The organism is Paenibacillus hebaui (genome assembly GCF_051934385.1).
GTDB lineage: Bacteria > Bacillota > Bacilli > Paenibacillales > Paenibacillaceae > Paenibacillus.
Window position 1 is genome coordinate 6,851,130 of record NZ_CP196836.1, and the last position, 15,939, is coordinate 6,867,068.

The 15,939-nt window shown below is 48.1% G+C and carries 16 protein-coding genes; 2 read left to right on the forward strand and 14 right to left on the reverse strand.

Features of this window, described 5'->3' with window-relative positions; all coding sequences use genetic code 11:
* Positions 1 to 13: 13 nt before the first annotated feature.
* The 9 genes from ACR32F_RS30800 to ACR32F_RS30840 form a co-directional block, all read right to left on the reverse strand.
* Positions 14 to 175, reverse strand: coding sequence for a hypothetical protein (locus ACR32F_RS30800; protein ID WP_440114218.1), 162 nt, complete (start codon positions 173 to 175; stop codon positions 14 to 16).
* 108 nt (positions 176 to 283) lie between these two features.
* Complete coding sequence (locus ACR32F_RS30805; RefSeq protein ID WP_440114221.1) at positions 284 to 568, reverse strand: hypothetical protein; 285 nt, start codon at positions 566 to 568, stop codon at positions 284 to 286.
* A gap of 188 nt (positions 569 to 756) precedes the next feature.
* Positions 757 to 1,665 (reverse strand): ketose-bisphosphate aldolase, encoded by a 909-nt coding sequence (locus tag ACR32F_RS30810; RefSeq protein ID WP_440114224.1) that lies wholly within the window; start codon positions 1,663 to 1,665, stop codon positions 757 to 759.
* A gap of 60 nt (positions 1,666 to 1,725) precedes the next feature.
* Positions 1,726 to 2,817, reverse strand: coding sequence for a PTS fructose transporter subunit IIC (locus tag ACR32F_RS30815; protein WP_440114227.1), 1,092 nt, complete (start codon positions 2,815 to 2,817; stop codon positions 1,726 to 1,728).
* Between the two features lie 16 nt (positions 2,818 to 2,833).
* Entirely contained in the window at positions 2,834 to 3,151 is a 318-nt protein-coding gene (locus ACR32F_RS30820) for a PTS fructose transporter subunit IIB (protein WP_124116715.1), read from the reverse strand.
* 65 nt (positions 3,152 to 3,216) lie between these two features.
* Positions 3,217 to 3,681, reverse strand: a complete 465-nt coding sequence (locus tag ACR32F_RS30825; RefSeq protein ID WP_440114231.1) for a PTS sugar transporter subunit IIA — start codon at positions 3,679 to 3,681, stop codon at positions 3,217 to 3,219.
* Complete coding sequence (locus ACR32F_RS30830; protein WP_440114234.1) at positions 3,644 to 5,659, reverse strand: BglG family transcription antiterminator; 2,016 nt, start codon at positions 5,657 to 5,659, stop codon at positions 3,644 to 3,646. Before ACR32F_RS30830 ends, ACR32F_RS30825 begins: the two co-directional genes overlap by 38 nt.
* A gap of 298 nt (positions 5,660 to 5,957) precedes the next feature.
* A complete protein-coding gene (locus ACR32F_RS30835) occupies positions 5,958 to 6,956 on the reverse strand; it encodes a glycosyltransferase (protein ID WP_440114237.1) in 999 nt (332 codons plus the stop codon).
* A gap of 18 nt (positions 6,957 to 6,974) precedes the next feature.
* The gene (locus tag ACR32F_RS30840) at positions 6,975 to 7,961 is read right to left on the reverse strand and encodes a phosphotransferase family protein (protein ID WP_440114240.1); all 987 of its coding nucleotides are present in this window, start codon (positions 7,959 to 7,961) and stop codon (positions 6,975 to 6,977) included.
* A gap of 236 nt (positions 7,962 to 8,197) precedes the next feature.
* Here ACR32F_RS30840 and ACR32F_RS30845 point away from each other — a divergent pair, with 236 nt between their 5' ends.
* Both ACR32F_RS30845 and ACR32F_RS30850 read left to right on the forward strand, forming a co-directional pair.
* Positions 8,198 to 8,794, forward strand: coding sequence for a TetR/AcrR family transcriptional regulator (locus ACR32F_RS30845; RefSeq protein WP_440114242.1), 597 nt, complete (start codon positions 8,198 to 8,200; stop codon positions 8,792 to 8,794).
* 224 nt (positions 8,795 to 9,018) lie between these two features.
* Entirely contained in the window at positions 9,019 to 9,597 is a 579-nt protein-coding gene (locus tag ACR32F_RS30850; protein ID WP_440114245.1) for an NAD(P)H-dependent oxidoreductase, read from the forward strand.
* A gap of 696 nt (positions 9,598 to 10,293) precedes the next feature.
* On the opposite strand, the gene nikE is transcribed toward ACR32F_RS30850, so the two are convergent.
* The 5 genes from nikE to nikA form a co-directional block, all read right to left on the reverse strand.
* Entirely contained in the window at positions 10,294 to 11,094 is an 801-nt protein-coding gene (nikE, locus tag ACR32F_RS30855; protein WP_440114248.1) for a nickel import ATP-binding protein NikE, read from the reverse strand.
* Positions 11,095 to 11,244: 150 nt separating this feature from the next.
* On the reverse strand, positions 11,245 to 12,051 hold the full coding sequence (nikD, locus tag ACR32F_RS30860) for a nickel import ATP-binding protein NikD (RefSeq protein WP_440114251.1): 807 nt from the start codon (positions 12,049 to 12,051) through the stop codon (positions 11,245 to 11,247).
* Between the two features lie 43 nt (positions 12,052 to 12,094).
* Positions 12,095 to 12,925, reverse strand: coding sequence for a nickel ABC transporter permease subunit NikC (gene nikC / locus ACR32F_RS30865; protein WP_440114254.1), 831 nt, complete (start codon positions 12,923 to 12,925; stop codon positions 12,095 to 12,097).
* Positions 12,922 to 13,866, reverse strand: a complete 945-nt coding sequence (nikB, locus tag ACR32F_RS30870) for a nickel ABC transporter permease subunit NikB (protein ID WP_440114257.1) — start codon at positions 13,864 to 13,866, stop codon at positions 12,922 to 12,924. Before nikB ends, nikC begins: the two co-directional genes overlap by 4 nt.
* A gap of 73 nt (positions 13,867 to 13,939) precedes the next feature.
* Entirely contained in the window at positions 13,940 to 15,577 is a 1,638-nt protein-coding gene (gene nikA / locus ACR32F_RS30875) for a nickel ABC transporter substrate-binding protein (protein WP_440114260.1), read from the reverse strand.
* Between the last annotated feature and the right edge of the window lie 362 nt (positions 15,578 to 15,939).

Here is a 15,939-nt window from a genome sequence, read left to right on the forward strand (position 1 = left end):
CAAGCAAAATTGCTTATCGTCCGAATGAGGTCAAGGCAGGCATCTTCTCGCAAATGTTAACTTCCGTATATTCGAATTTGGACAGACTTCTCCCGTTGGTCAGAAAAGTATGAACAATGCCAGCCATAGCAATCGGCAGCTGGCTAATACGGTTGTTAAGCATCTCGTGATTCACCTGTCTTCACCTCCCTTTTCATAATTAGTGCCAATATATCACAGAAGAATGCATTCCTGCAACTATTCTATCGCCCAATTCATCCTTTATAAAATGACTCGTCCCTGGCTAGTTCCTTCTGCGCCGCCGCATAACCAGATCCACAATAACGACTGTGATCAGGGTGAGCAAACCGGAAGTTGCAATCGATACCCCCAGCAGAGCATAGCCAATCCCGTTCCAGCCGCCAATATCTACACTAATCATAATAATAATTGCTCCGCCCAGCACCGCCACACAAGGCAGAATATATTGAGCCCATGTCATCTGCCGACCTTGCAATCGATAGATGATCCATCCAATGAGCAGCAATACGAGCCAAACAAGGAGTATCAATATAATAAGACCTTTCACTTATACGCCCCCTTTTCCTCCATCCATTCCTCCGAACGACCATTAACACTAAGCATTCTGAATACGTGTAGAGTTTATCACATAATAAAGCCCTCCATTCACGATAAATCGAATTCGTGAATGAGGGCTTCAAAGGGGTTTCAAGAAATTGGCATATTTCCTATGGTGCCTTGTACCCGCCAGCAGCCTCAGTAAAGACTCACACTTTCTGCCTGGCGTTGTTCATAACGCAGTCCCTTGTATAAATCCGCTTTGCCGACCGAATTGAACAGATTCATTTTATAGCGAATGACGTTTTGGGCCTCAGCAATGCATTCTGGATAGATTGCATTAGGGTCCCATAATTCCGTTGTGCTTAATATTTCACGAGCTTTTTTGAAGTAGGAATATTTCATATCACTGGAAATGTTGATTTTACAAATACCCAACTGAACGGAGTCGGAGACCTCCTGATCAGGATTAGCGGACCCCCCGTGCAGAACGAGAGGGATGTCTACCAATTGATTGATTTCTCTCAGAATATCCATTTGCAGCTCCGGTTTAATATGTTTGGGATATATGCCATGGGCTGTACCGATGGCCACCGCCAACGTGTCGATACCCGTACGTGCCACAAAATCTTCCGCCTGAGCCGGGTTCGTGTAAGTTACTACCGATACCCCACCTTCGATAGAGTTACCGGTCTGCCCAATCGTCCCCAATTCCCCTTCAACAGATACGCCAACGGCGTGTGCAATCTCCACTGCCTGTTTTGTAATAGCCACATTGTCTTCATAAGGGAGCAGAGAACCGTCAATCATGACGGAAGTAAATCCACACTTGATCGCCCGAATGATATCAGCAATGGACCCACCATGATCGAGATGAATAACCAATGGAACATGGCTGGCATGTGCACGTTGGCTGGCATATGCGAAAAATTCATCCGTCAAAAATTCAAGCTCCGTGGGGTGAATGGCGATGATTGCCGGGGAATTGGAATGCTCTGCCTCCTCAATTACCGCTCTCAAAAATGTACTGTCCGCCACGTTAAATGCTCCTACCGCGAATTTGTGTTCTTTGGCTACTTTAAGCAATTCCTTCATCGTAATCAACATAAGGCACATCTCCTTTGGATTGTATTAATTTAGTTGTAAGCGCTCTCCATATAACGGGTCTTACTCCACTTTGAACACAATGTCATCGAAGCTTACGCTTTCATCTTCAGTATCGTCAAACTCTTCATCCGTCGCCGTAACTGGCTTCTTTAATAAAGATAAGGTTATGCCACAGATTCCGGTACCAATGAGAAGAGACAACATAAACAGCCACGGATGCGTGAAAAGGGGTACAACAAATAGTCCGCCGTGTGGTACCGGAGCCTCAACGCCCCAGATCATTATCAATCCTCCCGCTACTGCTGAGCCGATGACGCAGGAGGTCACCACCCGGATTAGATCCCTTGCTGCAATCGGAATTACTCCCTCTGTAACCATACAGATTCCCATCGGAAATGCGGCCTTTAACGATTCCTTTTCGGCTGCTGTATATTTGTTTCTCGTCAGGAAATACGATAGGGTAATCCCCAGTGGTGGAATAATGGAGCCAACAAACTTGACAGCCTCAGGCCCATAGATACCTTGGACCAGCATTCCATCGGCAAACAGTGACATCGTTTTATTAACAGGTCCTCCGAAGTCAAAGGTAGCCATCAAGCCCAGAATGGCCCCGAGTGCAAATTTGGAACCCCCCTGCATCGATTCAAGCACATGGGTAAGACTGTCCTGCAGCCAGACAATCGGCTGACCAATCACAAGGAAGATACATAAACCGGAAATCAATGTGGCCAGAAACGGAATAACGAGAACGGGCATTAATCCCTGCATGGACTTTGGCAGCTTCACATATTTTCGGATACCGAGAACGACATAACCCACCAGAAATCCGCCCAGCATCCCACCAATGAACCCAGCTTGAATCTGACTGCATATAAAACCAACAATTAATCCTGGAGCAATTCCGGGACGGTCGGAGATCGAATAAGCAATCGCTGCGCAGATTAAAGGTACAACTAGCCCCATTCCCCAACCGCCGATCTGGTTAATCATATACGGAACGGTACCTTCCGCCTTACCCACATCAGCTCCTCCCAATATTTGACCCAGCGCGATACACAGCCCTGAAGCAACGATCAAAGGAATCATATAGGAAATTCCTGTTAACAGATGGCCTTTGATTACTGAACCTGCGTGATTGGATTTTGCGCTCATCGCCCTGCCTCCCTTGTTATGAGGATACCCCTAAAGACTGCTCCACCTTTTCAATGAATTTAATCGGGGCTTTAATGACCGTTTCGGTTTTTACTCGGATGATCCGTTTGCCTTTGAACCGTTCTTCTCCACCGATTTTGATATCTGCGGCCACAATGACAACATCGGCAGCCCCGATCTCTTCCCTGGAAAGCTCGTTTTCCGTTCCTATCGTGCCTTGAGTTTCCACTTTAATCTCATGTCCGCGTGCTTTCGCACCTTTAATCAATTTTTCCTTGGCAATATACGTGTGGGCAATACCAGCAGTGCATGCGGCTACGGCTACAATGTTCATCAGTATCCCTCCAAATAATGTAGGTGTGCTCCATTTTAATGAAAGTCAGAAAGTAGTTCCTTACTCTACGATACGCTCTCCCTGCTAGCAAACAGCTCCATAATCTGGGCCGGATCAGGCTCATGCATCAAACGTTCCAATACCTCTTCATCAGCAAGCATGCTGGCAACCTGGACCAACAGTTTCATGTGGGTTGTATTCCGGTCCACAAGCCGTACGGCAAATAAAATAACGACATGGACAGATTTGCCGTCCAGGGTTTCCCATTCAAGTGGGTGCTCTGTCCGCCCGATGGTGAGCGAGGTTTTGAGGACAGCCGCCGATTTGCCATGAGGAATCGCTACATGATTCTCCAGGCCGGTCTGACCTTCTTCCTCTCTTAAATAAACGTCCTTGATAAACTCGTCCTTGGAGGAAAGGGCGCCATCCTTTTCCAGCAAATCTGCCAGTTCCTCGATGGCTTCATCCTTGGTTCGTGCTTTTAGATCCAGCTTAATCAACCGTTCGTTGATAATCTTGGTTATATCCATAATGGTCCTCCTCCTGGTCGTGCTTGGACTGTAATATCTCGACAAGCTCCAAAGGTGTAGTCACTCGCATGATCTGTTCATACATACGCCTGCACATCAACAGGCTCTGTATTTCTATCAGTAATTCAGTTATTGGTCCATCTTTAAAGAAAGCGATTACAATTTCCAGTCTGCTATTGGCCGATTCGCCTTGAATAACATTAAAACCGACGACTGGATTGACGTTCACATCACTGCGGATCAGGAAAACCGACAAATGATTATTCAGCTTGGCCTCGGCAAACGTTCGGCTCTCAAGGTTAGCGCCTACGTGTTTGAGTATAGATGTAAACAGCTTCAGACGGGACGCTGTCCCTTCTTCGGGATGTTCCCTCGTATACAAATAAGATGGGTGGAAGTGCGCTCCAAGCAGCGGAAACGAATACACCTTGTTTTGATGCTGATGCAATCTCTCCTCGTTAAACTTGGCCTTGATTAAGCTTACATCCGCGTCACTTAAAAGCGCCGAAACATACACAACTGGCAGATCCTGATGCTCCAGTTTAACGGTCGATATGATCAGATCAATTTCCGTCCAATCCTCCATACGCTTGAACCAGCTTGCCGAAATGACATCAACAACTTCCCATTCGGGAAATGAACGGTTGATCCGACTTTTCAGCAAATGAGAGGTACCTATTCCAGTGGAGCAGACCAGAATAACTCTTTTCTTTTTACTGCTTTTCTCAATGGATGCCTGAAAATAAAGGACCAGGTAACTTATCTCGTCATCACTAAACGAATTCAACCCGCAGGCTTGGGCAATGGGCAGCATCCCCAAACGGACCAGGGAGAAAATCTCGGCATACGCCTTGCGTATATCCTCCAGCAGAGGATTACTGATGGAAATGTTGTATTTTAGACGGTTCAGCATCGGTTTGAAATGAATAATCAGACCCTTGTACAACTGTTCGTCTGTTGTGAGGTCACGCCGGATCATACCGGATACGGTCTGAATCAATTCCTTGACCATCGCTTTGGACTCCGGACAAGCTTTGTCCATCAGACCTGACAACTCAAGGTTAAGGGACGGGATACTCATTCCTGATGAAATCAGATATTGATAGATGAAATAGATCTCTTCACGTGGCAATTCCAATCCGCATAGCTCCCTGATCCGTTGGGCCATGGCTTTTGCGATGGAATGCACCTTAGGGTCGGTTGCTGAATGATCGGGAATGCCGTCAGCCAATCGAATGACCTTGCCATTTTTCAGTCTGCGGATACATATCAGCAGGTGAGTCAGCAGATTAATGTAATACGGATCACCTATGGTATACCCTAATTGCTGCTCTGTTTCCTCCAGAATACGTTGAATCCCTTCTACTGGATCGGAGCCAAAATGCTCTATTAATTCACCTAGTGTGTTGCCATCAATCCGGGACTCATGCTCTTGTTCTACCGTCCGGTCTTCACTCACAAGTTCGTTGATCAGAGAAGCCATAGCTTTGCGGATGTCAATCTCCGAACCGATCAGACGGGTACCAAGTTGGCTTTTTTCCAGTCGCAGCTGAAAGGGCTCAATCCGTTCTTCAATGGCCTTGAGATCATTCACAATCGATGCCTTACCGATAAAGTATTCTTCTGACAGCTTGTTAATCGAGGTTTCCTCAGGAGAATCATATAATAAATTCGTCAAAATTTTGATTCTCCTCGCCTCTACGGAGAGTGTAGTCACGACCTTTTTTCCCGGACTCCATTGCGAGCTCCTCAGTTCCATCGTCTGTTCCTGGGTTAAAGCCAGCGCGATACCCGTTCCCGGCTTCCGTTCAAGGCGAATCCCGCGAATATCCAAATTGTGCTCCAAGGCGTTTAGTTCCCTGTAAATGGTTTTCTCGGACCAGTTCATGTGATTGGCTATTTCTTTGACCGGAACGAAATCCCTACGCTCCAATAGAAAATGCAAAATCTGATATTCTCTCGTAGACAGCGCTTTCATTTGGGAATCACTCCTTCCTAACGCTCACAGCATAACACCCCTGTTTTTTTTGATAAATACTAAAATATGTCCATTTCATTCGGGTCAAAATAATATACCTCCTGTTCAGCGCTGTCGGAACACCCGTTGATTTAGGGATATAGAAAAGGCTCCTGATCGGGTTCCCTGCCCGATTAGAAGCCTTTTGGTCTCCGTTTTATGTCCACCGACTGGATGCTATCGTTATTGCTCGTCCTGCCCTTGTTGCTCAAGTAGATCTACCTGAACCACACACCGTATATACCTGCATCTATATGGGTCACTTCAACCAGTTAGCAAAAAAGTCACGGTAGCCCTCTTTCATAATCGTGCGAGAGAAAGCGCCAAAAGCATATTCCCGGTTATCTTCCGACACACTTCGCGGCGCAGCAGCCGCCATGTTCACCAGTTCAAACCAGTTATCCTCATTGCCTGCAAAGGCATGCGTGGAGCGAATGTGACCGTAGCAGGCATGCTCCGGCTTCACAACCATTTTACCCATCGCCATCGCTTCCGTCAGTGGCATCGCAAACGTATCAAAGGCTGAGCAGCTCCAGTATACCTTGGCGGAGTTCATCAAGGTGAACACTTCATCCTGTGTCAGCGCAAATTGCAGTTTTACGTTGTCGGGGATATTGTACTTCTTCATACTTTCCTCATACCGTCGGCCACCAAAGACCATATACACTTCCTTGTCCGGGTTCTGCCGCGCATATTCCAGGACCAAGTCTGGGCGGCGATTCGCTTCATCCCGGCCGATCCAGAGCACACGGTTATGCACGACCTGACTCGGGTCATAGTGCCGGTTCGCCAGTTCTTCGTTGAAGCCAATCGGGATGACGTTCACGTCATGTACGCCGAAATTGCGGCCCAGCTCTCTTTTCAGAAACTCGGTCTGCACAATGGCTTTATCCACCATCGTATAGAATGGCTTCATCATCTCATATCCCGTCAGCGCGGGATCGGGAAAACTGTGCGGGAACAACACGCTTTTGGGTAGAAACATCTTCAAAAAGGTGAACCCGGATACGGTGTAGATGACATGCTCTATATTTTGGCTATAAATCTGATCCAATACGATATCATAATTCACCAGGTCACCTTTCTCATGCTCATAACCCGGCAACCAGTCATACCCGCTGACATGACGCTCCGGCGAGATGAACACAATCTCCACACCCAACTCCTGCCCAATCTGCTTCAGACGATCCGCAAACACGCGCGGCCCCTGAGCCTCTGTGAATTGAATTTTACGCATAACAAGTCCGACTTTACGCATGTCCTTCACCCCCCATTTCTATTCCTTGCCTAGCTGCTTCATACACTGTCTTACTGTCGTTGACGTCTCCTGCCACTGGTTCCGCAACTGTTCCTCAGGCCACACACAGTCTGTGCTGCTCAAATCACCATCAATCAGACGCAGCATCCAAAGCGAGAATACCATGGCATATGCACCGTACCATCTTCGAAAAGAACCCCGTTCAACCTGCACTCCCAGGCTCTCCAGTTTGTCCAAATAAACCTCAATAACTCGCTCTCGCAAGTCAGGCGTAACCGTTCTGGGGAACAGCGGATGCGAGAGATCCACCAGATGATATACGTCCCACAACGGTGTATTCAGATGGGCATGCTCCCAGTCCAAGATGATCAGTCTGCCATCCACCTCCGCCATGTTGCCTGGATGAAGGTCTCCATGACACAACACCACAGGAAGCACGTCCTCAGCCGTGAGAATCAACATCGTGATCTTGTCCCAATCCGATGCAGACAACTGCACCTCCAGCTTGGACAACAAATCATCCGTTGATTGCTTTTGCATCTGCAACTCATCCAGCATCGTCCGAATGGACGGTTTCTGCCCCACGCAAGGCAGCTCGCTCCAATCCGTAACAGGCAATGTATGCCACTCTGCCATATGTTCAGCTGCGACGAGCATGGTGGCTTCCCGTGAATCATGCACCAGTTGGCCGAGATCCTCGTAGATTATCCAGCTCTGTGCCGGGGCAATCGTAAGATCCGATGCAGCAATCAGCTGCGGATAGATCGGGGGTAGTCCAGACATCACGCGCTGATACATCCATCGTTCCCGTCCATGCTGAGCAGGATTCGTCAGCGGTTTGAAAATATAACTTTCACCGGTATGGACAGTGAATCGCTCCACAACTCTTCCGTTCATTCCCTTATACAACTGTTCCCGGCCTGTTATATATTGATCATTCAGCATTCCTGCGGGCGTCACCCAGCTGTATGCATCCCTCTTCTCGTTCACGCTACCACCATCCATTTCGTTCTCCCTGCTCATCTCAGATGTTATTGTTGTCGTTCGCAACCTGTTGCAGCCTTTAACATCCTTATTTCTGTCCTGCGTTTATAAATGTCCTATCCGGTTATGATTCTATCCATCATACGTTGCCGCTCACAAGCCTGCAAGCTTTGGTCGTAAGCGCTTATTCAGTGCCTCAAGTCTGAGGTTTAAAAGTATCTGTTGCATTTTGGTTAGTAATCACTTACTATACAATCATGAAGAACAAATCTCATGTCGATAGCAAAAAGAAAGACATCCTACAAGCGGCCATGCGCTTGTTCGCAACCAAAGGCGTTGACGGCATATCCGTCAAAGAGATCGGTGACGCCGCCGGAGTAACCGACGCGGCGATCTACAAACATTTTAAAAACAAGGATGCCGTTGCCCTGGAAGCCTTCACCCAATACTGTGTAAACTATACTGCATTGATTGACGGGTATGTACGCCAGGATGGTTCGGTAATGGAACGCTTCAAGCAACTGGTTACCGAGGTTCTCCATCTGCATGATGAAGATCCCTACGGGCTGCTGCTGATTTCACAGAATCATGAGATATTCATTGAAGCTGGAAGCAGCGAGGATTACCGCCAGCCACTGGATGCGTTAATGGATCTGATCGATCAGGGAATGGAGCGGGGAGAATTGCCTGCTCAAGATTCACGGCTCACAGCCGTTCTGGTGATCGGCGCCATTACACGCATGGCGGTCTCCAGTATGCAAGGTGAACTGCCGGAGCTGCTGGTCCCGTATACCGAGGAAACCGTTCTGCGACTTGCATCAATGTTGGGACAGGTATCGGCAGAGTTGGGATAGCCCCGATGGATTAGCATTCCGAAGTCGTTCCGATCTGGCGGTGATCGAGAGATGGCTCTGACCGCGCAGTGTTCCGGTGTAGAACATTCGTTTAACTTATAGAAGAACCAGCTTCAACTACCTTCAGGAGATTCCTGAACGTTTTATCAGGTCATACGTGACCTTTTCTTTTTGCACATGAGGTTAGTGTTCGTTAACTAAAATAGTCAGGAAGTGTCTCTTCTATGAAAAAAATATTAATTGTTCAAGCCAATCCCGTCTCTCCCAGTTATAACGGTGCAATTGCCGAGGCTTACCGCAAAGGTGCGGTGCAAGCTGGTGCCGAAGTCCGCATGATCACCCTGAACGAGTTGGAATTCAACATGAATCTGCAAGGAGGATACCGTAATAAACTTCCACTCGAACCAGATTTGTTGCAAGCGCAAGAAGCGATCAAATGGGCAGAGCATCTGGTATGGGTGTTCCCGATCTGGTGGGGAGGACCACCTGCCCTGCTGAAAGGTTTCATTGATCGAGTCTTCATGCCGGGCTATGCCTTCAAGTATCACAAGGGGAAGCCGTTTCCAGATCAACTGCTCAAAGGCCGCACCGCACGTATGATCACCACAATGGATGGTCCGAGCTGGTACTTCAAATGGTTCCAGGGTGAGCCTGCACACAAAATGATGAAAATCTCCACATTTGGACTCACTGGCATTAAACCCGTACGTATAACAACGGTGGATCAAGTGGGGAAAAAGTCCGAGGAACAAAGAAAGAATTGGCTGGATAAGATCGAGCAGCTCGGGCGGAAGATGGGGTAGAAGATAAACGAACGTAAAATAAAGTATCTATATAAGTTGAACTAGAGAACTAAAGAACATTTACACTTACCACTCCGATGACAGAACAACCTTAAAGTGCGCTGTTATCCCCCAAATTTTTAATTCACTTTACAAAGGTGAAAATATGGGGATAGCGTAGCTTCTGATGTAGCTTTCTTTCAGAAAGCTGTTGGGCGCAGCGTATGCTTCCGAAGCAGCTTGCTTGCAGATAGCTATTAGCCCAATCCTTCAGGTTATTTCTGCCCTCTACGTTCTCGTGTAAATGGTTAGTTCAAATTATAGAGAGAGATAGTATATATCCAGACACAAAAAGGGGATGTTCCTACGTCATAGTCATGACGGGACACCCCTTTTCATCATTCATTATGGTCTAACGAATCTTACACACGCTATTAGCTCCATTTCCGACAAGTATGCGGTTTAACGAATCGTAGAAGCGTTATTCTCCCAATCTGTATGTGCTTTCGCAGGTTTTCACCGATTTGAACCGGAATAACTTCACTGAGGTTCGTTACACTTTACATTTCACGCTAATTCCCATTGAAGGCTCACTCGGTTCGTTAGCACCTTGCACTAGAGAGGCAGGGACCCGCCTCTAGGAAGTCACACTTTCGCAACGGAATGGCAGCAAATCATGATAACCAACAAACAGCTATCTACAACATGAGCAGCCCATTACCCAAACGAAATGCGATTCGATGGATGCTCGGGCAAAATGGATGATACCAACTGCTTCACAGCTGGATGATCGGACTGCATCACCGAATCCCCGGCATCACCGCTATAGACCAGCCTTCCCTGATCCATTACGGCAATGCTGTCGCAGATCGTTAGGGCAGCCCGAATGTCATGCGTGATAAACAAATACGACAGCCCGTATGATGCTCTCAACTCTGCCAGCAAAGACAGAATTTGAGTCTGGTTCACCATGTCCAGACTGCTGATGGATTCGTCCAGCACGATTAGCTTGGGCTTGAGCGCGATGGCTCTCGCAATGTTGACTCGCTGTAGTTGTCCACCGCTGAACTGATGCGGAAGCTTGCTTGCATCCTCGGCTGTGAGTCCGACTTGTTCAAGCAGTTGTCCGACTGTACGAAGCTGTTCCTTGGCAGACAATCGCTCGTAATTATCCAGCGGCTCACCAATGATCTGTGCCGCAGTCATCATTGGATTCACGGCTGAATAACAGTCCTGGAACACGACTTGGAGATCCCGCCTTAATCCCTTGAGTACCGGTTTGCTGGCTTGGTAGATGTCCTGACCCTGAAACATAACCTGTCCCTGACTGGGCTTCTCCAGCCCCAGAATGATTTTGCCCAAGGTGCTTTTGCCTGCCCCGCTCGTACCCAACAGTCCCAGACAAACACCCTTCTCAATCGTAAGCGAAACATCTGCCAGCACAGGAGGACGTGCCCCCGAACGATCCAGCCAGCTGCGTTTGCCATAACGATGGCTTACTTCACGTACCTGAAGCATCAGGTCACCCTCCTCTCTTCTGCTTGGCAAGAGTAATCTCACAGGAAGACGAAATCACACATCACCATGCCATTCCTTCGACAATCCGGCTCGAAATCCAGCTCTATACACACATTCACTCACTCTAGGTTTCGACTCATATAAACTATACTATCGCCCCACAGACATATTGGGCCGGGCATTCAGCAACATTCGAGTATACTCATGCTGCGGTTGATCGAACAATTGATACACATCCGCCTGCTCCACAATGCGGCCCTTCTGCATGACCGCGACTTCATCCGCCATCTGCGAGATTACGCCCAGATCATGAGAGATCAGCAATATGGATGTGCCGTATTCCGTACGAAGTCGATCCAGTTCCCGGAGCACCTTCAATTGATTCACGACATCCAGTGCCGTCGTTGGCTCGTCCGCGATAACCAAGGCAGGTTGCAGGCACATCGATATGGCGATCATCACCCGCTGTAACATCCCCCCACTCAGCTGGAAGGGATATCGCTTCATCAGCTTGGCTGGCTCGGGCAGGTTCATATCTGCCAAGGCAGCAACGGCCCGCTCTCGGGCTTCTGCTTTGGAGAGCTGTGTATGTGTACGCAAGGTTTCGATGAATTGCGAACCAATCGTATATACGGGTGTAAAAGCATTCATCGGATTCTGCATAATGAAGCCGATATCCTTGCCCCGGATGCGCCGCATCTCCTCACCTGACAAGGAGCCCAGCTCACGCCCATTCAGGCAGATGCTGCCCGACACTTCCATTCTGCGCGGATCAAGCAGTTGAAGCACCGCTTTGCACGTAACCGTTTTGCCGCAGCCACTCTCGCCGACCAGGCCAAAGACTTGGCCTTTGTTCAGTTCCAAATTAACGGGCTCCAGCAACGGGACTGAACCTTCCGCTGTTCTAAGCTTCACTTGCAGATCCCGAATTTCAAGTACCTTCACTGCATCAACCATCGTTACGCTCACTCCCGTCTGCTAACCACCCGTTCAACTGTAACTATCGTTTCGCAATGCCATAACGTTCGGACAATGACTCTCCCAGGATGTTGAACGTCATGACCACCAGCAAGATCAGCGCACCCGGATAGATCATCAATTCCGGATGACTGCGGATATACCCCGTTCCTTCATGGATCATGGCACCCCATTCTGCGTTAGGGGGTTGAATACCGAGTCCCAGGAAGGATAGCGCAGATATATCCATAATTGCCCACCCCATCTCCAGTGTGCCCATGACAACGATGGGACGCTGCACATTGGGAATGATATGTTTGCGAATAATCGTCCACGATGAAGATCCGCTAATTCTCGCCGCTGCGATGAAGTTCCGCTCCTTGAGACTCACGACCATATTCCGGCAGATGCGTGCATAATACACCCATTGTACCATCATGAGCGCCAGCAACACTTGCATCAGACCTGGACCAAAGATTCCCACGATACCAAGCACCAGCACCAGATTCGGGAACGCCATAATGCCTTCACAGAAGCGCATCAACAGACTATCCACCCAGCCACCTAGGTAACCGGAGATTGATCCGACAATGACTCCAATAACCAAAGACGACAAGAATATGAGAGTTGCAAAACCAAGGGACACCCGCGCTCCGTAGATCAGTCTGGAGAGATTGTCCCGTCCCAGATGATCCGTACCGAGCCAGTGTTCAGAAGAAGGAATCGCCAGCTTTTGCAGCAAATTCACCTTAACAGGGTCATGAGGAGCGATCCACGGACCTAGTAATGCTATTACGAAGAAAAATAACACGACCACCGAGCAGATTTGGATGACTCTTTTCCCTCTGAACGCCGTACGCCATTTGTTTATCAATGCTCTGCCCGTCCTTTCGTTGAAATCCGTGGGTCCATAACCAGCTGCACCAGATCCACGAGCAGGTTGCATACGATGAACAGGCATGCCGCCAGAAAGACATAACATTGTATAACGGGGATATCCCGATTAAAGATCGCATCTACAAAGTATCGTCCGAAGCCTGGCCACGAAAACACTTGCTCCACAATAATGGTTCCTGTCAGCAGCTTGCCCATACTCATGCCCATTCCCGTAATAAGCGGGGATATAGCTATCTTCAGCACATGCTTGAGCATAATCACCCGTTCACGTATCCCGCGCGTTCTCGCGTACTGTACGTATGTCTCCTGTAATTGCTCCAGTACGCTGGAACGCAGCATGCGGGTGTACAAAGCAATCAGTATCATGGATAGTGTCACCGTAGGCAACACCAGATTCTCCCATGATCCGCGCCCTTCCACAGGCAGCCAGTCCAGCTTGACCGAGAAAAAAAAGATGAGCAGATAACCGAGCCAGAATTGCGGGATCGACGCTCCAAAATAGGAAATCGCCCGGCTGACCATATCAATCCAGCTATTTTTGTACACTGCCGCCAGTATTCCCAATGGAATACTCACCAAAGCCGATAACAACATACTCCAGAAGGCCAGTTCAGCCGTAGCTGGAAGCCTGGATTTCACCTCATCCCAAACAGGCTTATTGGTAAGATAGGATGTGCCAAAATCCAGCTGGGAAATCTTCTGGAGCGTATGAGCATATTGGGTGAGCAACGGCTGATCCAGGCCAAACTCATGTCGCTTCTGCGCAAGCAGCTCCGGTGTCGGATAGATGTGAGCGGCAGTCAGATAGGCCTCGGCCGGATCAACCGGTGAAATATGAATCAGTGCAAACGTAACAAGTGTAGCGATAAAAACGATAGGAATGATCGCGATCATTCGTTTACCGATATAGCTGATCACCCAAACTTCCTCCCTTTTATCAAGCTACACAGGCCTTACCTGCCTGCACGGTTTGTTCTGTGTGTCCTATATGTTATGGATTACTTAACTCCAGTCCCACAAACGGATTTTCATCACGGTTCGCCGGGAAGACAAAGTTTGCAATTTTCTTCTGATATACAGCTGTTTTCTTAATATAAGAGATCGGTACGATAGCCGATTGTTCCTGAAGTGTTTTCAGGATGGAGCTGTACAGCTCCTGACGTTTCGTCTCATCTGTTGATGATAGAGCGGCATGTACCTGCTCGTCCAGTTCCTTTTTCATTGGCAAGGCACTGAGCGTCTCGGAAATACCAAATCCAGGGCTCGCGACAACGTTAATGAAGGAGTGTGGATCATACGGCGCACCGTAGTTGTACCAGAAATACAGGTCGAAATCATTGGCTTTCAGACGTTTGATCTGTACCGTTAATTCAAGCCCGGTAAGGTTCACTTTGACCCCCAGCTCGCTCCATTCCGCCTGAATGGTCTCGGCCATGGCTTTCTGGATCGGATCGGTCTTGTCAAAAATCATTTCGAATTCCAGCTGTTGGCCGTCTTTCTCACGAACGGTACCATTCGCAGACATTTTCCAGCCCGCTTCATCCAACAAGGCTTTGGATTGCTCCACGTTATATTCGATCGGCTTCAGGTCAACATTGGTGTATGGGTAGTTTTTGGATAGTGCGGTATCTGCCGGTTCTTCCAGACCCAGAGTGATACCTTCCACCATTGCTTTTTTGTTAAATCCTTGCTGGAGTGCCATCCGCACTCTGACATCGGACAGCTTCGGATTGGAAGAGTTCAGCAGCAGATTGCGAGTACCGACAGGATCAGACAGCTGACTTACATATTTATCGTTGTCACGAAGCTGTTGGAATGCATCGAGACTGATCACACCTTCACCATAGATCAGGTCAAGATCACCTTTTTCAAAAGCAAGCACACGTGTTTCCGCATCAGGGATGATTTTGACCGTAATTTGATCCACCTTCGGCGCTGTTCCCCAGTAATTCGGGTTACGCTTGAAGACAGCATATTCGTCCTGCTTGTATTCAGCCAGCATCCATGGGCCGGTTCCTACCGGTTCCTTAATGCCTTTGGATGTATCTCTGTCATCCGGGAATCCAGCTTCACCCAGGAAGCGGAAAGGACGGACCACAGACAAGTCCTGAAGAACAGGATAGTACGGCTCTGTGAGTGTCATACGGAAAGTATGGTCGTCCACAACCTCCGTCTTGTCGAGCACGCCTATAATGCCCAGCCAGCTATGTGTAGCTTTATTTCCCATAACAGCATCAAAATTCTTTTTCACAATCTCAGCATTAAATGGCGTACCATCTGAGAATTTCACACCTTGGCGAAGCTTGAATGTATATGCTTTGCCGTCATCGGAGATCGTCCATGATTCTGCCAGTGCAGGTTCCAGTTTTCCGTCCTTCTGGTAACTGATTAGCGGCTCATAGAGCATCGATTGGGCAAATAATTGCGAAGGATTGTACGTATGTGGATTCATTGTACCAATATCACGTGGCCATGACATCGTAATCTCCTTCGCAGAAGAAGCCTGATCCGAACCAGCAGATGAAGAATCCGATCCGCTTTCTGTATTACTGCAGCCCACAATAACCAATAGCAACAATATCGTTGTTGCCAGCATGAGGGCGGAAAACCTGCGACGTTGTATAAACATGGATGTAGAACCCCTTTTCTCTATTTTATGATAATGATTATCATATTCATCCATTAAGAATAGGCAGGAGCCCTCCTTTTGTCAACATAAATCGACATGATATGCGTTCATAGTAAACACGCCAAAGACACCTTTCCTGCGGTAGGAACGGTGTCTTAGCTTAACGATCTGACATCTATACGGGTATGCTTGCCCTTTTATCTTTACATGCTATTTATGGCTCACAGCCGGATATCATCGATGTATTGTCTACTCGAAACAGACAGACACATCAAGATCCCACGCTTATCGTACCTGCTCAACCAGCCAAATAGATACACGTTCAATACGATTACAGCACCATCTTCCAATCGATTCTGCAC

Bases quoted from the DNA above. Each gene is read 5' to 3' on its own strand.
- nikD (WP_440114251.1), bottom strand. From the start codon at position 12,051: ATGGTTGATGCAGTGAAGGTACTTGAAATTCGGGATCTGCAAGTGAAG.
- ACR32F_RS30825 (WP_440114231.1), bottom strand. From the start codon at position 3,681: ATGGATATAACCAAGATTATCAACGAACGGTTGATTAAGCTGGATCTA.
- nikE (WP_440114248.1), bottom strand. From the start codon at position 11,094: ATGCTTCAGGTACGTGAAGTAAGCCATCGTTATGGCAAACGCAGCTGG.
- ACR32F_RS30845 (WP_440114242.1), top strand. From the start codon at position 8,198: ATGAAGAACAAATCTCATGTCGATAGCAAAAAGAAAGACATCCTACAA.
- ACR32F_RS30815 (WP_440114227.1), bottom strand. From the start codon at position 2,817: ATGAGCGCAAAATCCAATCACGCAGGTTCAGTAATCAAAGGCCATCTG.
- ACR32F_RS30850 (WP_440114245.1), top strand. From the start codon at position 9,019: ATGAAAAAAATATTAATTGTTCAAGCCAATCCCGTCTCTCCCAGTTAT.
- nikA (WP_440114260.1), bottom strand. From the start codon at position 15,577: ATGTTTATACAACGTCGCAGGTTTTCCGCCCTCATGCTGGCAACAACG.
- ACR32F_RS30830 (WP_440114234.1), bottom strand. From the start codon at position 5,659: ATGAAAGCGCTGTCTACGAGAGAATATCAGATTTTGCATTTTCTATTG.
- ACR32F_RS30835 (WP_440114237.1), bottom strand. From the start codon at position 6,956: ATGCGTAAAGTCGGACTTGTTATGCGTAAAATTCAATTCACAGAGGCT.
- ACR32F_RS30810 (WP_440114224.1), bottom strand. From the start codon at position 1,665: ATGTTGATTACGATGAAGGAATTGCTTAAAGTAGCCAAAGAACACAAA.
- ACR32F_RS30840 (WP_440114240.1), bottom strand. From the start codon at position 7,961: ATGGATGGTGGTAGCGTGAACGAGAAGAGGGATGCATACAGCTGGGTG.
- ACR32F_RS30820 (WP_124116715.1), bottom strand. From the start codon at position 3,151: ATGAACATTGTAGCCGTAGCCGCATGCACTGCTGGTATTGCCCACACG.